Source organism: Streptomyces purpureus (assembly GCF_014648195.1).
Classification (GTDB): domain Bacteria; phylum Actinomycetota; class Actinomycetes; order Streptomycetales; family Streptomycetaceae; genus Streptomyces; species Streptomyces purpureus.
Genome location: NZ_BMQQ01000003.1, coordinates 279140 through 299266 on the forward strand (window position 1 = coordinate 279140; position 20127 = coordinate 299266).

Genomic DNA, 20127 nt, shown 5'->3' on the forward strand with positions numbered 1-20127 from the left:
AGTTCGACCTTGAGGGTCGTGCCGATCGCGGAGATCCCCGCCTGCACGACCTGGTTGTAGTGCAGGGCGAAGTCCTCGCGCCGCAGCTCGGCCGTGGCGCGGAAGGCGGCCCGCAGCCCGCCCCACGGGTCGGGTCCGGTGCCGAGGTAGGCGAGGTCCAGTGCCACGTCACGTACGACACCGTGGAGTGCGAGGTGACCGTGCACGGTCCAGCGGTCGGGGCCGGCCGGGGTCAGCGCGGTCGACACGTAGGTGATCCGCGGGTGGACGGCCACGTCCAGGAAGTCGGGCGAGCGCAGGTGCTTGTCCCGCAGGCCGTTGCCGGTGTCGACGGAGGCCGCCTCGATGACGGCCTCTACCCGGGAGCGGGCCGGGTCCTCGGCGATCTCGATCCGGCCGCCGAAGTCGGTGAACCGGCCCCGGACGCTGGAGATGCCCAGGTGCTGGGCGACGGCCGCGACCGAGGAGTGCGCCGGGTCGAGGGACCAGGAGCCGGGCGGGGGCAGGGCGGCGCCGCCCTGGCGGGCCAGCACGACCGTGCCCGCGTCGGCCCGGCCGGCGGCGGTGACGAAGGCCGTGCGGGCGGCGGGGGCGTATCCGACGGCGGTGACGATCACCGTGTACGGGCCGGGGGCGAGCGCGGTGTCACAGGCGACCGCGCCCTCCTGGTCGGCGGTGGCCCGCGCCACCTGGACGCCGGTGGCGTCGGTCAGTGTGACGACCGCGTGCGGCAGGGCCCAGCCGTCCCGGGTCCTCACCTGTGCGTGCAGTCCCATCCCGTTTCTCTCCTCGCGCATGAACGATGGCGGGGCGGCAGGCCGTCCCCTGCCCGCCGCCCCGGACCCGGGGGCGCATCCGCTCGAAGCGCCCCCGGGGGTCGGATCACTCGCCCGGGTGGGCGAGTTCGATGTCGTGGCCGTCGGCGCCGAGGCCGGTGACGGTGACCGGTCCGGCCACCGGCGGGTAGCCGGAGGCGATGACCGTGTACTCGCCGGCATCCAGGTCGGTGAAGACGTAGGCGCCGTCCTCGCCGGTGGTCGCGGTGGCGACGACGTTGCCGGCGGCGTCGACGAGGGTCACCCGGGCGTCGGACAGCGGCCGCCGTCCGGCCCCGGCACCGGCCCGTACGACGCCCCGGACCATGGCCCCGGCGCGCAGCGCGGCCTCGACGCGGGTCACGCCCTGGCCGCCGATCTCCACGGACAGGGCCAGCGGCCGGAAGCCGTGGGCGTTGACGGCGACGGTCACCGCGCCGGGCACGAGCTCGGCGAAGGAGAAGGCGCCGTCCTCGGCGGACGCCCCGGTGGCGAGGACATCGCCCCGCACATCGGTGACGATCACCATGGCGCCGGCGACCGGGCCGCCGGTCTCGGTGACGACCACACCGGTCAGCCCGCTGGTGCCGGACAGCAGCACGTCGTAGGCGAGCGGCCCGTCCCCGACGACGACGGTGGACGCCTGCGGCTGGAAGCCGTCGGCGGAGGCGATCAGGACGTACGAGCCGGTGCCCGGCGCGTCCAGCGCGTAGCCGCCGTCGGCGGGGGCGACCGTACGGCCGAGCTGCCGCCCGCCGAGGGAGATCAGGGTGACCGCGGCGCCGGGCACGGCCGCGCCGTCGGCGGTGCGGACCGTACCGCAGACGGGGATCCCGGCCGGGGCCGAGGTCTCCACGGCCGGTGCGACAGCCTCCACATCAGCGGCGGCCGTCTCGTCGGGCGTTTTCGACGCGCCGCTCTTGAGGGCGACCTCCTTGATGAAGAGGGTCACCAGGAACGCCAGCAGCGCGAACGGCGCCGACCAGAGGAAGACGTCGCCCACACCGTGCCCGTAGGCGCTCTCCATGATCGTGCGCACGGGCGCGGGCAGCGCGTCCAGGTCGGGGATGCCGCCGCCGCCCGTACCGCCGTGGCCGAGCGCCGCGCCCTTGGGGCCGAGTTCGGCGAAGCCGTCCCGTACGTAGGTGGTGACCCGGTTGGCGAGGACGGCTCCGAGGGCCGAGACGCCGACCGCGCCGCCGAGCGAGCGGAAGAAGGTGACGACGGAGGAGGCCGCGCCGAGGTCGGCGGGGGCGACCTGGTTCTGGGTGCACAGGACGAGGTTCTGCATCATCATGCCGAGACCGAGGCCCAGGACGGCCATGAAGACGGCGATGTGCCAGTACTCGGTGTCGTAGCGGATGGTGCCGAGCAGTCCGAGCCCCGCCGTCACCAGCACACCGCCGGTGACGAGCCAGGCCTTCCAGCGGCCGGTCTTGGTGATGACCATGCCGGAGACGGTGGAGGAGACGAACAGACCCGCGATCATCGGGATGGTCATCACGCCGGACATCGTCGGGGACTTGTCCCGGGCGAGCTGGAAGTACTGGCTGAAGAAGACCGTGCCGGCGAACATCGCCACACCCACGAAGAGGGAGGCGAGCGAGGCGAGGGTGATGGTGCGGTTGCGGAACAGCCGCAGCGGGATGATCGGTTCGCTCGCCCTGGACTCGACGAGGACGAAGAGCCCGGTGAGCAGCACCGAGCCGCCGACCATGGCCGCCGTCTGCCAGGACATCCAGTCGTACTTGTCACCGGCGAAGGTGACCCAGATGAGCAGCAGTGAGACGGCGGCGCTGATCACGAAGGCGCCCGACCAGTCGACCTTGACCTGCCGCTTCACGACGGGGAGCTTCAGGGTCTTCTGCAGGACCAGCAGGGCGATGAGAGCGAAGGGCACGCCGACGTAGAAGCACCAGCGCCAGCCGAGCCAGTCGGTGTCGGTGATGACGCCGCCGAGCAGCGGGCCGCCGACGGTGGCGACGGCGAAGGTGGCGCCGAGGTAGCCGCTGTAGCGGCCGCGCTCACGCGGGGCGATCATCGCGGCGAGGATGATCTGGGAGAGGGCGGTGAGGCCGCCGACGCCGATGCCCTGGACGACGCGGCAGGCGATGAGCATGCCGGTGTTCTGGGCGAGTCCGGCCACGACCGAGCCGGCCACGTAGATGACCAGGGCGATCTGGACGAGGAGCTTCTTGGAGAAGAGGTCGGCCAGCTTGCCCCACAGCGGGGTGGTCGCGGTCATCGAGAGCAGGGCAGCGGTGACGACCCAGGTGTAGGCGCTCTGGCCGCCGCCGAGGTCCTTGATGATCTCGGGGAGGGCGTTGGAGACGATCGTCGAGGACAGAATGGCGACGAACATGCCGAGCAGCAGCCCGGACAGCGCCTCCATGATCTGCCGGTGGGACATCGGAGCGCCGTCGGCGGAGGGCGCGCCTCCGTGCTTGGCGTGGCCGCCCCGCACACCGGTCGGTGTGGTCGTAGCCATGAACTTCCTTCGTGACGGGGTTTACGCGGGTGTACGGGTGGTGGGGTGGGCCCGGCAGTCTCCGAAGGAGTCGCGGAGGCGGGCCAGCATCGTGTTGAGCTGTCCCACTTCTTCGTCGGACCAGTCCTTGAGGTAGTGGGCGAACAGGTCGGCGGTGCGGCGGCCGAGGCCGTCGAGCAGGTCCTGTCCGGCGGGGGTGAGCCGCAGGATGCGGGAGCGTCCGTCCTCGGGGTCGGGCGACCGTTCCAGCCAGCCGCGTTCCACCACATGGGCCACATGGCGGCTGGTCACCGAGGTGTCGACGGCGAGCAGTTCGGCCAGGCGGCTCATCCGCATCTCGCCGTATCGGTCGACGAGGGCGAGGACGGCGGCGGATCCGGAGGGGCATTCGGCGGGCAGCATGCGCGCCAGGCCCCGCTTCACGGCGCCCACGGCGCTGATCTGCCGGGCCAGTTCCTCGTACTGGCTCCGCTCGGCCATGGCACCCCCACATCTTGTTGCTTAGGGCAACCATAGAGGCCATTGGTTGCTACAGGCAAATGAAAAAGGGGCGAAGGCTCCTAAAGCTCTGGCAAAGGAGTCGCGGGGCGGTCGCAGCCTTGGGTCGCGGCCGAGGGTTCGCTAGGGTCCTGCCCCATGGCACACAACCCCCACGCACCGCAGGGCCAGGGCCCCGAGGGCCAGTACGACCCGGCAGGCAGCACCCAGATGTTCCGCGCCTTCGTCGACGAGGGGACGCCGCGCCGGCAGCAGGCCGCCCCGGCCCCGGCCGGCCCGAGAGTCGGGCTGATCGTCGGCATCGTCGTGGTGCTCGCCGTGCTGGCCGGCGTGGCCTGGCTCGCCCTCGGCTAGGCCCGTTCCACCGCCGGTCTCCGCCGGCTCACTTCCACACGGCGGTGACCTTCTGGGTGTCGACCCGCATGCCCAGGGGGACCCGCCAGGCCTCCACGCAGACCGTGTACGTCTTCCTCGTCACCGCGCCCGCGGCGATCGGCGCGGGCAGCGGCTGAGCCGTCTCGACGGTCGCCCAGTCGACCCCGAGCGCCCCGATGATGTGCGTCGCGAAAATGACCGTCCCCGAACGCACTGGTGAGCCACCGGTGTTGCGGAACTCCACGGTCACCTTCTCGCACCAGCGCCGGTCGGCGTCCGCCAGCACCGGCACGCCGAGCGTGAGCGCGGCGGGCTCCGCCGGAGGCCGGGGCGGCGGCTCGGTGGCCGTGGGCGGGTCCGTGGTCGCAGGCGCAGTCGTCCGCGGCGGCCCGGTCGGCGGTTTGGCCCCCGGCACGGCCGGCTTACCCGGCGGCAGCGACGCCCCTGGCACGGACGGTACGGACGGCACGGGCGGTATGGAGGGCAGCGGCGCCGGGGCGTGCGTACCCTCACCGGGGCGGCCGGGCGCCTCACCCGTCGGCGCACCAGATCCGGCGCCCGGCCCGCCGCGGCTCGTACCCGGTCTCGGCACGGACGTGGACGAGGTCGTCGCCTCCGAGTCCAGCGGGGTGAGCTCGACCTTTCCGGAGGGCGGCGCGGCGGCCGGACCCCCGGAACCCGCGGCGCCCACCGCCGCGTAACCATCCCCGCCACTCCCGCCGCCGCACGCGGTCAGCGCCCCGCCGAGGCAGAGCGCGACCGCCGCCAGACACGTCCGTCGCATCGCGCCAGTGTGGCTGACGCGGCGTCAGACAGGAAGAGGAGCGGCGGAGGGTCAGTCGGAGATCAGGCCCTCGCGCAGCTGCGCCAGCGTGCGGGTGAGCAGCCGCGAGACGTGCATCTGCGAGATGCCGACCTCTTCGCCGATCTGCGACTGCGTCATGTTGGCGAAGAAGCGCAGCATGATGATCTGCCGCTCCCGGGGCGGGAGTTTGGCGAGCAGCGGCTTGAGGGACTCGCGGTACTCGACGCCCTCCAGGGCGGTGTCCTCGTAGCCGAGCCGGTCCGCGAGGGAGCCCTCGCCGCCGTCGTCCTCCGGGGAGGGCGAGTCGAGCGAGGAGGCGGTGTAGGCGTTGCCGACGGCGAGGCCGTCGACGACGTCCTCTTCGGACACGCCCAGAACCGCGGCGAGTTCGGGGACGGTCGGCGACCGGTCCAGCTTCTGCGCCAGTTCGTCGCTGGCCTTCGTCAGGGCCAGGCGCAGCTCCTGGAGCCGGCGCGGCACGCGGACCGACCAACTGGTGTCCCGGAAGAAGCGTTTGATCTCACCGACCACCGTCGGCATGGCGAACGTCGGGAATTCCACGCCGCGTTCGCAGTCGAACCGGTCGATCGCCTTGATCAGGCCGATGGTGCCGACCTGGACGATGTCCTCCATCGGTTCGTTGCGGGAGCGGAAGCGGGCCGCGGCGTACCGCACGAGCGGGAGATTGAGCTCGATGAGGGTGTCGCGGACGTAGGCGCGCTCGGGGCTGTCGACCCCGGCGGAGTCGAGGGCGCGCAACCGCAGGAACAGGGAGCGGGAGAGCGTGCGGGTGTCGATGGTTTCCGAGGGGATGAGCTCCGGGATGCCGGCGGACGGGACCGGACCGGACGCCGTGGCCTCGGACACCGCGGCCTCGGACGCCGCGGGCTCGTTCGACGCACGCGTGAGCACCTTCGAGCTGCCCTGTTCTACGGACATGCCACCCCCTTGAGGTCGCGGACGGTCGCGCGGCCGCGACCATCGTTGGAACGCAGCCTCCACCTGAATACCGGCGGTGGGGCTGCGGCAAACGCGGTTCCAGCAGAATGTCACATGTCGGCAACACGCTGTAGTGACATGTCGACATGTCAGGGGTGGATCTGCGCAGGAAACAGGGGGTGTAGGGCATTTGGAACCGCTTGGAACTGCTCCGAACCGGTCTACCCGTTCCAGCTACGCCTCGATCCGATTTGCGGATCTCAATCGGGCGAAGCTGCGGGCGAGGAGCCTTGACACGTGCATCTGTGAGACGCCGAGCTCCTGGCTGATCTGAGACTGGGTCAAATTGCTGTAGTAGCGGAGCATCAGGATGCGCTGCTCGCGCTCGGGCAGCTGTACGAGCAGATGGCGTACGAGATCGCGGTGTTCGACGCCGGCGAGCGCGGGGTCCTCGTAGCCGAGCCGGTCGAGCAGGCCGGGCAGTCCGTCACCCTCCTGAGCGGCCTCCAGGGAGGTCGCGTGGTACGAGCGCCCGGCCTCGATGCAGGCGTTGACCTCGTCCTCGGAGATCTTCAGCCGTTCGGCGATCTCGGCGGTCGTGGGCGAGCGGCCGTGGGCCGTGGTGAGGTCCTCGGTGGCGCCGCTGACCTGCACCCACAGCTCGTGCAGCCGGCGCGGTACGTGGACGGTGCGGACGTTGTCCCGGAAGTAGCGCTTGATCTCGCCGACGACGGTCGGCATCGCGAAGGTGGGGAACTGCACCCCGCGGTCCGGGTCGAAGCGGTCGATCGCGTTGATCAGTCCGATGGTGCCGACCTGGACGACGTCCTCCATCGGCTCGTTACGGGAGCGGAAGCGGGCGGCCGCGTACCGCACGAGCGGCAGATTGGCCTCGATCAGCGCGCCCCGTACGCGGCTGTACTCGGGCGAGCCGGGCTCCAGCGTCTTCAGCTCGGCGAACAGCACCTGGGTGAGCGCACGGGTGTCGGCGCCCCGGCTCTGCGGCTTGGAGCGGGCCGCGGCCTCGGTGGTGTCGTTCTGGGGCGGCACCTGAGGCGCAGTACTGGCCGGCACGTTCACGCCACCCCTTTTGTCGTCCACTCGTGGTCAACGACGGTCGGTCAACTACGGTCAACTCATCCGTCAAAAGCGGTCATAGCATCACAAGACATGTCCACTGTGTGCAAGCACCGGATAACGCCGTGTTGAGGGCATGTTGGGCATACAACGCAAAGCGCCCCTCACCGGGTGGTGAGAGGCGCCGAAGGGGCTAAGGCTCAGAACTCGTAGTCCGCGATCACCCAGGTGGCGAACTCCCGCCACAGCGCAGCGGCGGCCTGGTGGTCCGGGTGCTCTATGTACCGCTTGAGCGCATCCGTGTCCTCGACCGCCGAGTTGATGGCGAAGTCGTACGCGATCGGCCGGTCGGTGATGTTCCAGGCGCACTCCCAGACCGTCAGCTCCGGAATGGCCGAACCCAGGGCACGGAAGGCCTCCACGCCGGCCGCCACGCGCGGCTCGTCCCGGGACACGCCGTCGTTGAGCTTGAAGAGGACCAGGTGGCGGATCACAAGGACTCCTAGTTGATGAGCTCGGTCATGAACTCGCCGACGCCCTGCGCGGCGCTCGAAATGCCCTCGAACCCTACCTGGACCAGATCCGCGGCCCGGGCGGGGGAGGTGATGATCGTGTACAGCACGAAGACGACGACTATGTACAGCGCGACTTTCTTCGCCTGAACCATCAGCTCTCTGCCTCCCCGATCAGCACCCGCCCTGCGGACGCGTGAGTCTAACGGCTCTTTTTCAAGGGGTTGGCCTCGTACGCACGAAGGGCCCCGGTGCTGTGCACCAGGGCCCTTCAAGAGCGGTAGCGGAGGGATTTGAACCCTCGGTGACTTGCGCCACACTCGCTTTCGAGGCGAGCTCCTTCGGCCGCTCGGACACGCTACCGAGAGAGAGCTTAGCCCAAAGGTGCCCCCGCACAGAAATCCATAAGGACGCGCAGGTCAGCGGTTACGGAAGAAGTCCGTCAGCTGGGCCGCGCACTCGTCGGCGAGGACGCCGTGGATCACCTCGGGGCGGTGGTTGAGCCGGCGGTCGCGGACCACGTCGACGAGGGAGCCGGCCGCGCCCGCCTTCTCGTCCAGCGCCCCGAAGACCACCCGGTCGACCCGTGACTGCACCAGCGCGCCGGCGCACATCACGCACGGCTCCAGCGTGACGACGAGCGTGCAGCCGGTCAGCCGCCACTCCCCGTGCGCCGAGGCCGCCCGGCGCAGGGCGAGTACCTCGGCGTGCGCGGTCGGATCGCCCGTCGCCTCGCGTTCGTTGTGGCCGGTGGCGAGGACCGTGCCGTCCGCGGACAGCACGACCGCGCCGACCGGCACATCGCCGGCCAGCGCCGCTCGTTCGGCCTCTGCCAGGGCGAGCCGCATCGGCGCCCGCCAGGGATCCCGTACGGGATCGGGTTCCGCGTGTCCTGCCTCGGCCACTAGCGGACGGACTCCAGCACTTCTCCGGCGCCCAGGGCCTCCGCGATCTCCGTCAGGGCGTCGGTGTCCAGGGCCAGCAGCTCCTTCTCGGACAGGCCGAGGTCCCCGAGGATCTCCCGGTCGCCGACCGGAGCCGCGGGTACGGCCTCGACCGCGCCTTCGGGTCCGTCCTCGTCGTCGCCTTCCGTGTCGTCTGCGTCCGGTTCTCCGTCCTCCGTACCGTCGAGGTCCAGCGCGTCCAGGTCGTCGTCGCCGTCCCGGTCCGCGCCCAGCAGTTCATTGGTGAGGATCTCCCCGTACGAGGAGCGGGCGGCCGAGGCCGCGTCCGAGACGTAGATCCGAGGGTCCTCCTCGCCCTCCACCCGGACGAGGCCGAACCACGCGTCCTCCTGCTCGATGTAGACGAGGACGGTGTCCTCGTCCACGGAGGCCTCACGGGCCAGCTCGGTCAGATCCGACAAGGTCTCCACGTCGTCGAGCTCTGTGTCGCTCGCTTTCCACCCGTCTTCGGTGCGCGCGAGCAGTGCGGCGAAGTACACCGTGACTCTCCCACTGATCAGAGGTGTGACGATCCGGCGGCGCCCTCCTGAAGTGCCCCGCCCAATCGGCATCGTGGCAGAAACCCGGGCTTCAGGAGAGGTCTTCCGCTCTTGCGTCGTGCATCAGTCTGACCTTGGGCCCTCACCAGCGGAAAGTACGCATCCGCATCGCCTGGCGCATCCGGGCCGCCCGGGCCCGGCGTGGCTGCACCCGCTCACGCAGCGCCTTGGCCTCGTTGAGGTCGCGCAGGAACTGGGCGCGGCGCCTGCGGCGCTCCGCGTCGCTCTCCTGGCGTGGGCCGTCCTGCTGGGGCTCGGGTTCCGCCCGGTCCCGTTCCGCCATTTGCACCACCCCCGGCCGCTGGATGTGTACGTCCCCACCTTCCCTCGGCTGCATGGGTTGATGCCAGCGCGGGCTACTGTGGGGGCATGCGTCTCCACGTCGTCGATCACCCGCTGGTCGCCCACAAGCTCACCACTCTGCGCGACAAGCGCACGGACTCCCCGACCTTCCGCCGGCTCGCCGACGAGCTGGTGACCCTGCTCGCCTACGAGGCCACGAGGGACGTGCGGACCGAGCAGGTCGACATCGAGACCCCCGTCACGCCGACGACCGGTGTGAAGCTGTCGCACCCGCGGCCGCTGGTGGTGCCGATCCTGCGGGCGGGTCTGGGCATGCTCGACGGCATGGTGCGGCTGCTGCCGACCGCCGAGGTGGGCTTCCTGGGCATGATCCGCAACGAGGAGACGCTGGAGGCGTCGACGTACGCCACGCGGATGCCGGAGGACCTCTCCGGGCGCCAGGTGTACGTCCTCGACCCGATGCTGGCGACCGGCGGCACGCTGGTCGCGGCGATCCAGGAGCTGATCAAGCGCGGCGCCGACGACGTGACCGCGGTCGTGCTCCTGGCGGCGCCGGAGGGCGTCGAGGTCATGGAGCGCGAGCTCGCGGGCACGCCGGTGACGGTGGTCACCGCGTCGGTCGACGAGCGCCTCAACGAGCACGGCTACATCGTTCCGGGCCTGGGTGACGCGGGCGACCGGATGTACGGCTCGGCGGAGTAACCCGACCGCCTCGGACGAGTGAGCCGAAGGGGCGCACGCTCAAAGCGCCCCGGAGGCGGGCCGAGCCCTGATCAGCAGCGCTTCGGCGCGGTCTTGGGCTTGGCGAGGGCCGCCAGGGCCGCGTCCGACGCGGGCTTGGTGTTCAGGGTCGTGAAGGCCGTGCCGATGATCAGGTCCACGTCCGCGGTCGCGCGGGTGTCCGTCTTCGTCGTGGCGCCCTTCAGTTGGGTGGCCAGGACCGGGAAGGCGCCCTTGGTGGCCGTGGGGGCGCCCAGCAGCATGCCCGTGCCGGGGACCTTCTTGTCGTAGGCGGCGGGGGCGTTGCCGACCTTGCCGATGACGAAGCCGCGTTTCTTCAGCTCGTCCGCGGTGGACTTGGCCAGCCCGGAGCGCGGCGTGGCGTTGTAGACGTTGACCGTGACCTGGGCCGGTTTCGGCAGGGGGACCGGTGGGGCGGCCGCGGTCGTCGGGCCCGGCTCGCAGCCGGCCTTGCGGCCGGCCGTGGTCTTCTTGCCGGACCCGCCGGTGAAGACGTCGACGAGCTGCAGAGTCCCCCAGCCGGCCAGGCCCAGGGCGATCACGGCAGCCACGGCCGAGAGGACGATCCTGCGGCGACGTCGGGCGCGACGCATGCGGGGGTACTTGTCACCCGTGATGCGGTATTCCCCGCCCATCCCTGGGGGAGTGAGCATGCTCATGGGCGCAGCGTAATGCGACCGGGTGGCAATGCCTACTAGATGATCAATCGATCGCGTCCGGATGGGCCGCAAGTGACCCGAACGGTCGAGCGAGAGGCCGGGGGCCGGGGGTCAGTCGAGTTCGAGGACGCGCGCGTGCAGCACCTGGCGCTGCTGGAGCGCGGCGCGTACGGCGCGGTGCAGGCCGTCCTCGAGGTAGAGGTCGCCCTGCCACTTCACGACGTGCGCGAAGAGATCTCCGTAGAAGGTGGAGTCCTCGGCCAGCAGCGTCTCCAGGTCCAGCTGGCCCTTGGTGGTCACCAGCTGATCGAGGCGGACCGGGCGCGGCGCGACGTCCGCCCACTGCCGGGTGCTTTCCCGGCCGTGGTCGGGATACGGCCTCCCGTTACCGATGCGCTTGAAGATCACACGGAAAGCCTACCGGGCAAGGGGTACCCGGCGCAGCCACGCGGCGCCGGTGCGATGCTGGGGCAAATCGCCGCAAACCTGGAATTGAGGCCCTGATGAGTGCCAGCGAGGAGTCGGTGGAGGAGCTGCCGGAGGCCGCCGCGGCGATCGCCGCCGGGTACGCGTTCGACGGGGAGGCGCTGGAGCTGGGGGCGCTGCTGTGGGACGGGCGGTGCCATCCGGGGGCGCCGGTCCGGATCCCGCTGCCGATGCTGAACCGGCACGGTCTGGTGGCGGGGGCGACGGGCACCGGCAAGACCAAGACGCTCCAGCTGATCGCCGAGCAGCTGTCGGGGCAGGGGGTGCCGGTCTTCCTCGCCGACATCAAGGGGGACGTGTCGGGGATCTCCGCGCCCGGTGAGCCGGGCGAGCGGGTCCGGGAGCGGGCCGGGCAGGTCGGGCAGGAGTGGGCGGCGAGCGGCTTTCCCTGCGCGTTCTACGGGCTCGGCGGCATCGGCCCGGGCATTCCGCTGCGGGCGACGGTCACCAGCTTCGGTCCCGTACTGCTGTCGAAGGTGCTCGAGCTGAACCGGACGCAGGAGCAGTCCCTCGGGCTGATCTTCCACTACGCCGACGCCAAGGGCCTTGAGCTGGTGGACCTGAAGGATCTGCGGGCGGTCGTCGCCTTCCTGGTGTCGGACGAGGGCAAGCCGGAGCTGAAGGGGCTCGGGGGGCTTTCGACGGCCACGGCGGGGGTGATCCTGCGGGCGATCACGGCGTTCGAGCAGCAGGGGACGGGCGGCTTCTTCGGCGAGCCGGAGTTCGACACGGCCGAGTTCCTGCGGACGGCGCCGGACGGGCGGGGTGTGGTGTCCGTGCTGGAGCTGCCGGCGGTGCGGGACAAGCCGCAGCTGTTCTCGACGTTCCTGATGTGGTTGCTGGCGGATCTCTTCCACGACCTGCCGGAGGTCGGGGACGTGGAGAGGCCGAAGCTGGTGTTCTTCTTCGACGAGGCGCATCTGCTGTTCGACGGGGCGTCGAAGGCGTTCCTGGACGCGGTCACCCAGACCGTGCGGCTGATTCGCTCGAAAGGGGTCGGGGTCTTCTTCGTGACGCAGACGCCGAAGGACGTGCCGGGGGATGTGCTGGCCCAGCTCGGCAACCGGGTGCAGCACGCGCTGCGGGCGTTCACGCCGGACGACGCGAAGGCGCTGAAGGCGACGGTGCGGACGTTCCCGAAGTCGGCGTACGACCTGGAGGAGGTGCTGACCGGGCTGGGGACGGGTGAGGCGGTGGTGACCGTGCTGAGTGAGCGGGGCGCTCCGACGCCGGTGGCGGTGGTCCGGCTGCGGGCGCCGGTCTCGCTGATGGGGCCCGTCGAGCCGGCCGCGCTGGCGGCGGCGGTCGAGGCGTCGCCGCTGTACGGGACGTACGCGACGGCGGTGGACCGGGAGTCGGCGTACGAGAAGCTGACCGAGGCGCAGCGGGAGGCGGAGGCGGCGGCGGAGCGGGCGGCCCGGGAGGCCGAGGAGGCGGAAGAGGCGGAGGCGGCGCCGCGCCGTCGGGCGGAGAAGGCGGAGAAGGAGGAGCCGTCCGTGGTGGAGAAGGTGGTGGGGAGCGGGATCTTCCGGTCGCTGGCCCGGTCGGTCGGGACGCAGTTGGGGCGGGAGATCTCGCGGTCGGTGTTCGGTACGGCCCGTACGTCTCGCCGGCGCCGGTAGGCATGGAGAAGGGGCCCGGTGCGGTGTGCGCACCGGGCCCCCGGGGGTGAGCCTTACTCCGTGACCTCGTGGTGGTCGTCGTGGAGGCCGCCGCCGCTGCCCTCGTCACCGTCGGTGGGGACGGTGACGACCGGCTTGCGCAGGGAGCTCAGGTCGTGCGCGTAGGTGCCGACCGCGTTGGCGATGACGTCGATGTTGATGTCGAACGCCCGCATGTTGATGTTGTCCAGGTTGTCGCCCGCGGCGTGGTAGTTCACGTCGTAGGCGATGCCCGCCGTGCCGCCGAACTTCGCCGCCTGGGTGGGCGTCTTGATCCCCTCGGCGCCGGTGAACGTGCCGCCGGACGGGATGCCGATCGCGATGAACGGTCCGTAGTCGGAGCGGCCGGTGAAGTCGGTGCCCTCGTGCGGGACGCCGCGCTTGTCCATGAACTCGTTGATGTCGCGCTCGAGCTGGGCCGAGCCGGCCGGTCCGGCCGGGGCGCCGACGCCGTCGGAGTTGTCTCCGTCGTAGACGAACAGGCCGTAGTTCGGCGAGGCGATCATGTCGAAGTTGAGGTAGAGCTTGACTTCCTTCTTGTCCAGCTCGCTCATGTTGGCGACGTAGTGCTCGGAGCCGAGGAGGCCGTTCTCCTCAGCGGACCACCAGGCGAAGCGCACCTTGTTGGCGGGCTTGTCCTTGGACTTGGCCAGCTTCAGGGCGACGTCGAGCAGACCGGCCGAGCCGGAGCCGTTGTCGTTGATGCCGGGGCCGGCGGTGACCGAGTCGAGGTGGGAGCCGAGCATCACGGTGTTGGCCGCGTTGCCGGTCTTCGTCTCGGCGAGGACGTTGTTGGTGGTGCGCTTCTCCTGGAGCTGACGGATCTCCAGGGAGAGGTTGACCGGGCCCTTGGCCAGGTCGGCGGCGAGCTTCTCGCCGTCGGCCTTGGTGATGCCACCGGTCGGGATCTTGCCGAACTCCGGTCCGCCGAGCGTGCCGGAGAGCGCGCCGTCGGTGTTGTTGTAGATGATCGCGGCGGTCGCCCCCGCCGCCGCGGCCTGTGTCTGCTTGTCGGCGAACGTGCAGCCACCGCGCTGGATCAGCGCGATCTTGCCGGTGAACGCGCCGGCGGCGTAGTCCGTCGCCTCGCAGCCGGTGGTGGCGTCGACCGGGACGGCGGCCAGATCGGCCTTGATGCCGCCCACCGGCGTCGACTTGGTGTAGGTCATCGCCTTGATCTCGACGTCACTCGGCGCGGGCGTGACGACGGAGAGCTTCTCGGCCAGCGTCTGCGTGTACTGGAACTCGAACTTCTGGTACGAGACGTTGTAGCCGGCCTTCTTCATCAGCTGGTACACGTACGCGGCGGACGCGTCGTGGCCGAGGGAGCCGGCCGCGCGGTGGCCGCCGGCCGAGTCCGCTATCTGCTGGAACTTCACAAGGTGCTGGTACGCGTCCTTGGCGGACGCCTCGCGGACCAGCTTCTTCGAGAGCTTGGCGGCGTCCTTGGCCGCCGCCTTGCCCGGGTCACGGGTGGCGGAGGCGGGGGAGGCGGATGCCAGGAGGAGCGGGGTCGCGAGTGCGGCTGCGGCCAGTGTGGCCACGGCTCTGCGATGGGATGCGTTCACAGAGGTCCTTCCCGGTGCGAACGAGGTTGAGGGGAAGTTAGCGATCTCCGGGCTTCCTGTGAACAGATGTGCCGCAACTCACGCCATTGTTCGTAGATTTGCCCGCATCATTCGCCAGATTTGGCGGCTTTTGCGGCGCGTTTCGCTTCCTGCTTGAAGGCCCGGACCTTCGCCAGGGAGTCGGGCCCGGTGATGTCGGCGGCCGAGCGGTACGAGCCCGCCTCGCCGTACGCGCCGGCCGCCTCCCGCCAGCCCTTCGGCGTCACGCCGTACTGCTTGCCGAGCAGGGCGAGGAAGATCTGCGCCTTCTGCACCCCGAAGCCGGGCAGCGCCTTCAGCCGTGTGAGCAGTTCCTTGCCGTCGGCCGCGTCCGACCAGACCGCCTCGGCGTCACCGCCGTACTCGTCGACCAGGAACTGGCACAGCTGCTGGATCCGCTTGGCCATCGAGCCCGGATAGCGGTGCACGGCCGGCTTCTCGGAGAGCAGCGCGGCGAAGGATTCGGGGTCGTGCGCGGCGATCTGTCCCGCGTCGAGATCGTCCGTGCCGAGCCGCTGGGCGATGGTGTACGGCCCGGAGAACGCCCACTCCATGGGGACTTGCTGGTCGAGGAGCATGCCGACGAGCGCCGCCAGGGGGCTGCGGGCGAGCAGCGCGTCGGCCTCGGGGTGCTGGGCGAGCCGGATCGTGGTCATGGACCGATGATCTCCCCGGCGAACCGGTCGAGCGCGGCGAGTACGTGCGTACGGGTATCGCCGCCGCCCGTATGGCCCGCGTTCTCCACCACGGTCAGTTCGGCGTCCGGCCAGGCTTTGCTGAGCTCCCAGGCCGTGCCGAGCGGCCCGGCCAGGTCGAAGCGGCCGTGGATCAGGACGCCGGGGATGCCGGCCAGGCGGTGGGCGTCGCGGATGAGGGCGCCCTCCTCCAGCCAGGCGCCGTGCGCGAAGTAGTGGCTGCAGATGCGGACCATGGCGAGCTTGGCGTGGTCGGGCCGGTCGGCGTAGGGGGTGCCCGCTCCCTCCAGGGAGAGCACGGCGTCCTCCCAGGCGCACCAGTCGGCCGTCGCCTTCTCCCGTACGGCCCGGTCGGGGTGGTTCGTCCGGCGGGCGTAGGCGGGGACCAGTTCGTGCGGGGCGGAGGCCTCGGGGACGCCGGCCCGGAAGCGGTCCCATGCCTCGGGGAAGAACGCGCCGGCGCCCTCGTACAGCCAGGCGATCTCGGAGCGGCGGGTGGTGGTGACGGCGGCGATGACGATCTCGGACACCCGCTCGGGGTGGGCCTGGGCGTACGCCAGGATCAGCGTGGAGCCCCAGGATCCGCCGTACAGCAGCCAGCGGTCGATGCCGAGGTGCTCGCGCAGCCGCTCCATGTCGGCGACGAGACGGTCGGTGGTGTTGACGGACATGTCGGTGGCCGGGTCGCTCGCGTGCGGGGTGGAGCGTCCGCAGCCGCGCTGATCGAAGAGGACAACTCGGTAGCGGGCGGGGTCGAAGAGCCTTCGGCTGCGCGGGTTGGAGCCGGAGCCTGGGCCGCCGTGCACGACGACCGCGGGTTTGCCGTGCGGGTTGCCGCTGACTTCCCAGTGGATGTGGTTGCCGTCGCCGACGTCGAGCAGACCTTCGTCGTACGCCTGTGTGTCCAGGAACATCCGGTCGACTCTAGCCAGGGGCCGGCTTCGCCGCCGGGGTTTTCGGGCTGTCGCGGGGCGGGTGCGCCCGGCTGGGGCAGCCGGGGGACCCCCAGCTGCCCGACGGGCCCCCGGGTCAGCCGCCGACGTACTCCCGCAGGTGGCGGGCGGTCAGGGTGGTGCCGTTCTTGACCAGTTCGGCGGGGGTGCCGGTGAAGACCACGTGTCCGCCGTCGTGGCCCGCGCCAGGGCCGAGGTCGATCAGGTGGTCGGCGTGGGCCATGACCGCCTGGTGGTGCTCGATGACGACGACGGTGTTGCCCTGGTCGACCAGCCGGTCGAGGAGGGAGAGGAGCTGGTCCACGTCCGCCATGTGGAGGCCGGTCGTGGGCTCGTCCAGGATGTAGGTGGCTGCCTTCTCGGCCATGTGGATGGCGAGCTTCAGCCGCTGGCGCTCACCGCCGGAGAGGGTGTTGAGGGGCTGGCCGAGCCGGAGGTAGCCGAGGCCGACGTCGTTCAGCCGGCCGAGGATCGTGTGGGACTGGCCGGTGGGGAAGAAGTCGTACGCCTCGGCGATGGACATGCCGAGGACCTCGCTGATGTTCTTGCCGTTCAGGAGGTAGGTCAGCACCTTGGGCGTGTAGCGCTTGCCCTCGCACTCCTCGCAGACGGAGGAGACACCGGCCATCATCGCCAGGTCGGTGTAGACGAGGCCGATGCCGTTGCAGTTGGGGCAGGCGCCCTCCGAATTGGCGCTGAACAGGGCCGCCTTGACGCCGTTGGCCTTGGCGAAGGCCGTACGGATGGGGTTCAGCAGTCCGGTGTACGTCGCCGGGTTGGAGCGGCGCGAGCCCCGGATCGGGGACTGGTCGGCGACCACGACGCCGTCCCGGCCGGGCAGGTTGCCGTGGATGAGGGAGCTCTTGCCGGAGCCGGCGACGCCGGTGACGACGGTCAGCACGCCGAGCGGGATGTCGACGCTCACGTCCTTGAGGTTGTGCTGGTTCGCGCCCGTGATGGAGAGGTGGCCCCGGGGGGTGCGGACCTGTTCGCGCAGCTGGGCGCGGTGGCCGAGGTGGCGGCCGGTGAGGGTGCCGGAGGTGCGCAGTCCGGCGAGGTCGCCGCTGTAGCAGATCTCGCCGCCGCCCGAGCCGGCGCGCGGGCCGAGGTCGACGATGTGGTCGGCGATCTCGATGACCTCGGGCTTGTGCTCGACGACGAGGACGGTGTTGCCCTTGTCGCGCAGGCGCAGCAGGAGGTCGTTCATCCGCTGGATGTCGTGCGGGTGCAGGCCCACGGTCGGCTCGTCGAAGATGTACGTCACGTCCGTGAGGGACGAGCCGAGGTGGCGGACCATCTTCACCCGCTGCGCCTCGCCGCCGGAGAGCGTGGAGGACGTACGGTCCAGGCTGAGGTAGCCGAGGCCGATCTCGACGAGGGAGTCGAGCAGGTCGCGCAGGTTGGCCAGGAGCGGTGCGACGGACGGCGCGTCGATCTTCCGGATGAATTCGGCCAGGTCGCTGATCTGCATCGCCGAGCACTCGGCGATGTTGACGCCGTCGATCGTCGAGGAGAGCGCGGGCGCGCTCAGTCGCGTACCGCCGCAGTCGGGGCAGTCGGTGAAGACGACGGCCCGGTCGACGAAGGCCCGGATGTGGGGCTGCATCGCGTCGCGGTCCTTGGACAGCATGGTGCGCTGGACCTTCACGAGCAGGCCCTCGTAGGTGAAGTTGTTGGCGCCGACCTTCACCTTGAGCTGCGGCTTGTGGAGGAAGGTGTCCCATTCCTCCTCGGTGTAGTCCTGGAGTTTCTTGTCCCGGTCGAAGAAGCCGGAGTGGGCCATGATCTGCCAGTACCAGGAGTCCACCGGGAAGTTGGGCACGGTGATCGCGCCCTCGTTGAGGGACTTGGTCCGGTCGACGAGCTGGTCGACGTCGATGTCGGAGATCTGGCCGATGCCCTCGCAGCGCTGGCACATGCCCTCGGCGCTGTTGAAGCTGAAGGCGCTGGAGGAGCCGATCTGCGGGGTGCCGAGGCGGCTGTAGACGATCCGCAGCATGGTGTAGGCGTCGGTGGCGGTGCCGACCGTGGAGCGCGAGTTGGCGCCCATCCGCTCCTGGTCGACGACGATCGCCGCGCTGAGGTTGTGCAGTCCGTCGACGTCCGGCCGGCCCAGGGAGGGCATGAAGGACTGGATGAACGCCGTGTACGTCTCGTTGATCAGGCGCTGCGACTCGGCCGCGATGGTGCCGAAGACGAGCGAGGACTTGCCGGAGCCGGAAACGCCGGTGAAGACGGTGAGCCGGCGCTTGGGGAGGTCGACGGAGACGCCCTTGAGGTTGTTCTCGCGGGCGCCGCGCACCTGGATGACGTTATGGCTGTCTGCCGGGCCGGCCTGCATACGTACTCCGTCCAAGAGGTGTGCCATTGCGCCGCAAGGGTACTCTATACAGCGTACAAAGTAATGGGACACGGTCCTGAGCTGCGAGAATGGGCGTCATGTCGAAGGCGAAGGCCGGAGCCGGGGAGCGCGGTGGCGCGGCTGACCCCGCGCGCACGATGGAGCTGCTGTGGCGCGAGCCGGGGCGCCCGCCGGGCGCCGGCAGCGCCGGGCGGCGCGGGCCGCGCCAGGGGCTGACGGTCGACGCGGTGGTGGACGCGGCCGTGGAGCTCGCCGACGCCGGCGGCCTTGAGGCCCTGACGATGCGGGCGGTCGCCCAGCGCCTCGGGGTCACGCCGATGACGCTCTACACCTACGTCCCGGGCAAGGCCGAGCTGCTCGATCTGATGCTGGACGCGGTGCTGCTGCGGATGGAGCGCACGCGGACCGGCGGGGAGCCCTGGCGCGGGCGGGTGACGGCCGTCGCCGACGAGAACCGGGCGCTGTTCCTGCGCCATCCGTGGGTCGCGGCGCTCCGGCTCGCGCGGCCCCCGCTGGGACCCGGGGTGATGGCGAAGTACGAGCACGAGCTGGCGGCCTTCGACGGGCTCGGCCTCGACGACCTCGCCATGGACGGGGCCCTGACCTTCGTCCTCGGCTTCGTGGCCTCCGCCGCGCGCGCCGAGCTGGACGCGCGGGCCGCGGCCGGGGAGGGCTTGATGACCGACCACGAGTGGTGGGCGGCGCACGAGCCGCTGCTCGCCCGGGTCTTCGACGCGGAGCGGTTCCCGCTCGCGGCGCGGGTGGGCGGGGCGGCCGGGGAGGCGTATCAGGGGCCGTACGACCCGGAGTACGCCTACACCTTCGGCCTTGCCCGGGTGCTGGACGGGCTCGCGGCCCTGATCGAGGGGGCCGGCGGGGCGGGCGTCAGGGCGGGGGGCAGGGCGGACAGGTCAGGCGCAGCATCGCAGCCAGCCCGTCCTTGATCCGTTCGGCGTCCACCTTCTGATCCACCGCGAGGTGGCGGACCAGCGCCGGGGTGAACGGCGCCAGCGCGAGATGGGCGAGGAGGGCCCGGTCGGAGCCCGGCCGCATCATCCCTATCAGCATCGCCACATGGGTGTGCATGGTGAGGTACGCGCCGCTGGTGTAGCGGGCGCTCGGCACGGTCGCGGCGGCGGCGTACAGCAGCTCGCGCTGTTCCACGACCCGGTCGGTGAGCGCGTTCAGGAACGCGCTCAGCCGCTCCTCGGGCTCCGCGCCGGGGCCGAGCGGCGGCGGCCCGCTGAGGAAGGCCTCCTGGAACTGCTTCTCGCGCTCGTCGAGCAGGGCGAAGACCAGCTGTGCCACGTCCCCGAAACGCCGGTAGACCGTGCCGACGCCGACGCCGCAGGCGTGCGCGACGGCGTTCATGGTGAGGGCCTCGGGGCCCCGGTCGGCCACGATGCGCGCGGCGGCATCGAGGATCTTGCGTCGGTTGCGGGCCGCGTCCGCGCGTTCGCCGGGCCGGCCGGTGGTCGGCAGCTCGGTCCGGTGCGGTTCGCCAACGAACTCACTCACGTCCGGTTCGCCCTTCTTCTTGCAGTACCTGCCCCCCTGTGTACCGGAGGTCTTCCCCCCTGACACTGCGAGCATAGCGGAGCGCTATCCGGTTACGGCTTGCAGACGGATCGTTATCCGGTTAAGTTG

The 20127-nt window shown here is 70.8% G+C and carries 22 protein-coding genes and 1 tRNA gene; 4 read left to right on the forward strand and 19 right to left on the reverse strand.

The window, feature by feature from the left end:
* The 3 genes from IEZ01_RS06785 to IEZ01_RS06795 all read right to left on the reverse strand — a co-directional run.
* Positions 1 to 776: YceI family protein (locus IEZ01_RS06785; RefSeq protein ID WP_229832738.1), on the reverse strand; the 776-nt coding region annotated here is incomplete at its 3' end.
* 106 nt (positions 777 to 882) lie between these two features.
* On the reverse strand, positions 883 to 3225 hold the full coding sequence (locus IEZ01_RS06790; protein WP_506417158.1) for an MFS transporter: 2343 nt from the start codon (positions 3223 to 3225) through the stop codon (positions 883 to 885).
* A gap of 99 nt (positions 3226 to 3324) precedes the next feature.
* Positions 3325 to 3783 carry a MarR family winged helix-turn-helix transcriptional regulator gene (locus IEZ01_RS06795; RefSeq protein ID WP_019887732.1) on the reverse strand — a complete coding sequence of 153 codons (459 nt, stop codon included), beginning with the start codon at positions 3781 to 3783 and terminating at the stop codon, positions 3325 to 3327.
* 156 nt (positions 3784 to 3939) lie between these two features.
* Here IEZ01_RS06795 and IEZ01_RS06800 point away from each other — a divergent pair, with 156 nt between their 5' ends.
* Positions 3940 to 4155, forward strand: coding sequence for a hypothetical protein (locus tag IEZ01_RS06800; protein ID WP_019887731.1), 216 nt, complete (start codon positions 3940 to 3942; stop codon positions 4153 to 4155).
* Positions 4156 to 4183: 28 nt separating this feature from the next.
* Here the strand turns inward: IEZ01_RS06800 and IEZ01_RS06805 are convergent, their stop codons facing one another.
* From IEZ01_RS06805 to IEZ01_RS06845, 9 genes are all read right to left on the reverse strand, one after another.
* Positions 4184 to 4960: a hypothetical protein gene (locus IEZ01_RS06805; protein WP_189200442.1), complete on the reverse strand. Its 777-nt coding sequence runs from the start codon at positions 4958 to 4960 to the stop codon at positions 4184 to 4186.
* 51 nt (positions 4961 to 5011) lie between these two features.
* Positions 5012 to 5920 carry an RNA polymerase sigma factor SigF gene (locus IEZ01_RS06810; protein ID WP_189200445.1) on the reverse strand — a complete coding sequence of 303 codons (909 nt, stop codon included), beginning with the start codon at positions 5918 to 5920 and terminating at the stop codon, positions 5012 to 5014.
* Positions 5921 to 6154: 234 nt separating this feature from the next.
* Entirely contained in the window at positions 6155 to 6994 is an 840-nt protein-coding gene (locus IEZ01_RS06815; protein WP_078513539.1) for an RNA polymerase sigma factor SigF, read from the reverse strand.
* Between the two features lie 203 nt (positions 6995 to 7197).
* A complete protein-coding gene (locus IEZ01_RS06820) occupies positions 7198 to 7491 on the reverse strand; it encodes a Dabb family protein (RefSeq protein ID WP_019887722.1) in 294 nt (97 codons plus the stop codon).
* A gap of 8 nt (positions 7492 to 7499) precedes the next feature.
* On the reverse strand, positions 7500 to 7664 hold the full coding sequence (locus tag IEZ01_RS06825; RefSeq protein WP_019887721.1) for a hypothetical protein: 165 nt from the start codon (positions 7662 to 7664) through the stop codon (positions 7500 to 7502).
* A gap of 123 nt (positions 7665 to 7787) precedes the next feature.
* Positions 7788 to 7872, reverse strand: a tRNA-Ser gene (locus tag IEZ01_RS06830).
* A 56-nt stretch (positions 7873 to 7928) separates the two neighbouring features.
* Positions 7929 to 8357, reverse strand: a complete 429-nt coding sequence (tadA, locus tag IEZ01_RS06835; RefSeq protein ID WP_078513538.1) for a tRNA adenosine(34) deaminase TadA — start codon at positions 8355 to 8357, stop codon at positions 7929 to 7931.
* A 56-nt stretch (positions 8358 to 8413) separates the two neighbouring features.
* Positions 8414 to 8953, reverse strand: coding sequence for a tRNA adenosine deaminase-associated protein (locus IEZ01_RS06840; RefSeq protein WP_189200447.1), 540 nt, complete (start codon positions 8951 to 8953; stop codon positions 8414 to 8416).
* Between the two features lie 142 nt (positions 8954 to 9095).
* Positions 9096 to 9296, reverse strand: coding sequence for a hypothetical protein (locus IEZ01_RS06845; RefSeq protein WP_019887716.1), 201 nt, complete (start codon positions 9294 to 9296; stop codon positions 9096 to 9098).
* 86 nt (positions 9297 to 9382) lie between these two features.
* Here IEZ01_RS06845 and upp point away from each other — a divergent pair, with 86 nt between their 5' ends.
* Positions 9383 to 10018, forward strand: a complete 636-nt coding sequence (gene upp, locus IEZ01_RS06850; RefSeq protein ID WP_019887715.1) for a uracil phosphoribosyltransferase — start codon at positions 9383 to 9385, stop codon at positions 10016 to 10018.
* A 71-nt stretch (positions 10019 to 10089) separates the two neighbouring features.
* Here upp and IEZ01_RS06855 read toward each other — a convergent pair whose 3' ends face one another.
* Both IEZ01_RS06855 and IEZ01_RS06860 read right to left on the reverse strand, forming a co-directional pair.
* Entirely contained in the window at positions 10090 to 10716 is a 627-nt protein-coding gene (locus tag IEZ01_RS06855; protein ID WP_189200449.1) for a LytR C-terminal domain-containing protein, read from the reverse strand.
* A 111-nt stretch (positions 10717 to 10827) separates the two neighbouring features.
* On the reverse strand, positions 10828 to 11124 hold the full coding sequence (locus IEZ01_RS06860) for a type II toxin-antitoxin system VapB family antitoxin (protein ID WP_003999914.1): 297 nt from the start codon (positions 11122 to 11124) through the stop codon (positions 10828 to 10830).
* Positions 11125 to 11219: 95 nt separating this feature from the next.
* Here IEZ01_RS06860 and IEZ01_RS06865 point away from each other — a divergent pair, with 95 nt between their 5' ends.
* Complete coding sequence (locus tag IEZ01_RS06865) at positions 11220 to 12824, forward strand: helicase HerA-like domain-containing protein (protein ID WP_019887713.1); 1605 nt, start codon at positions 11220 to 11222, stop codon at positions 12822 to 12824.
* Between the two features lie 53 nt (positions 12825 to 12877).
* Here the strand turns inward: IEZ01_RS06865 and IEZ01_RS06870 are convergent, their stop codons facing one another.
* From IEZ01_RS06870 to IEZ01_RS06885, 4 genes are all read right to left on the reverse strand, one after another.
* Positions 12878 to 14407, reverse strand: coding sequence for a M28 family metallopeptidase (locus IEZ01_RS06870; protein ID WP_019887712.1), 1530 nt, complete (start codon positions 14405 to 14407; stop codon positions 12878 to 12880).
* Positions 14408 to 14538: 131 nt separating this feature from the next.
* Positions 14539 to 15126, reverse strand: coding sequence for an HhH-GPD-type base excision DNA repair protein (locus tag IEZ01_RS06875; protein ID WP_019887711.1), 588 nt, complete (start codon positions 15124 to 15126; stop codon positions 14539 to 14541).
* Positions 15123 to 16079 (reverse strand): prolyl aminopeptidase, encoded by a 957-nt coding sequence (gene pip, locus IEZ01_RS06880; protein WP_189200451.1) that lies wholly within the window; start codon positions 16077 to 16079, stop codon positions 15123 to 15125. Before pip ends, IEZ01_RS06875 begins: the two co-directional genes overlap by 4 nt.
* A gap of 115 nt (positions 16080 to 16194) precedes the next feature.
* Positions 16195 to 18459, reverse strand: coding sequence for an ATP-binding cassette domain-containing protein (locus IEZ01_RS06885; protein ID WP_019887709.1), 2265 nt, complete (start codon positions 18457 to 18459; stop codon positions 16195 to 16197).
* Positions 18460 to 18548: 89 nt separating this feature from the next.
* On the opposite strand from IEZ01_RS06885, the gene IEZ01_RS06890 reads away from it, so the two are divergent.
* Positions 18549 to 19424 carry a TetR/AcrR family transcriptional regulator gene (locus tag IEZ01_RS06890; RefSeq protein WP_019887708.1) on the forward strand — a complete coding sequence of 292 codons (876 nt, stop codon included), beginning with the start codon at positions 18549 to 18551 and terminating at the stop codon, positions 19422 to 19424.
* On the opposite strand, the gene IEZ01_RS06895 is transcribed toward IEZ01_RS06890, so the two are convergent.
* Positions 19366 to 20073, reverse strand: coding sequence for a TetR/AcrR family transcriptional regulator (locus IEZ01_RS06895; RefSeq protein ID WP_019887707.1), 708 nt, complete (start codon positions 20071 to 20073; stop codon positions 19366 to 19368). The genes IEZ01_RS06890 and IEZ01_RS06895 overlap by 59 nt on opposite strands.
* Positions 20074 to 20127: the final 54 nt, after the last annotated feature.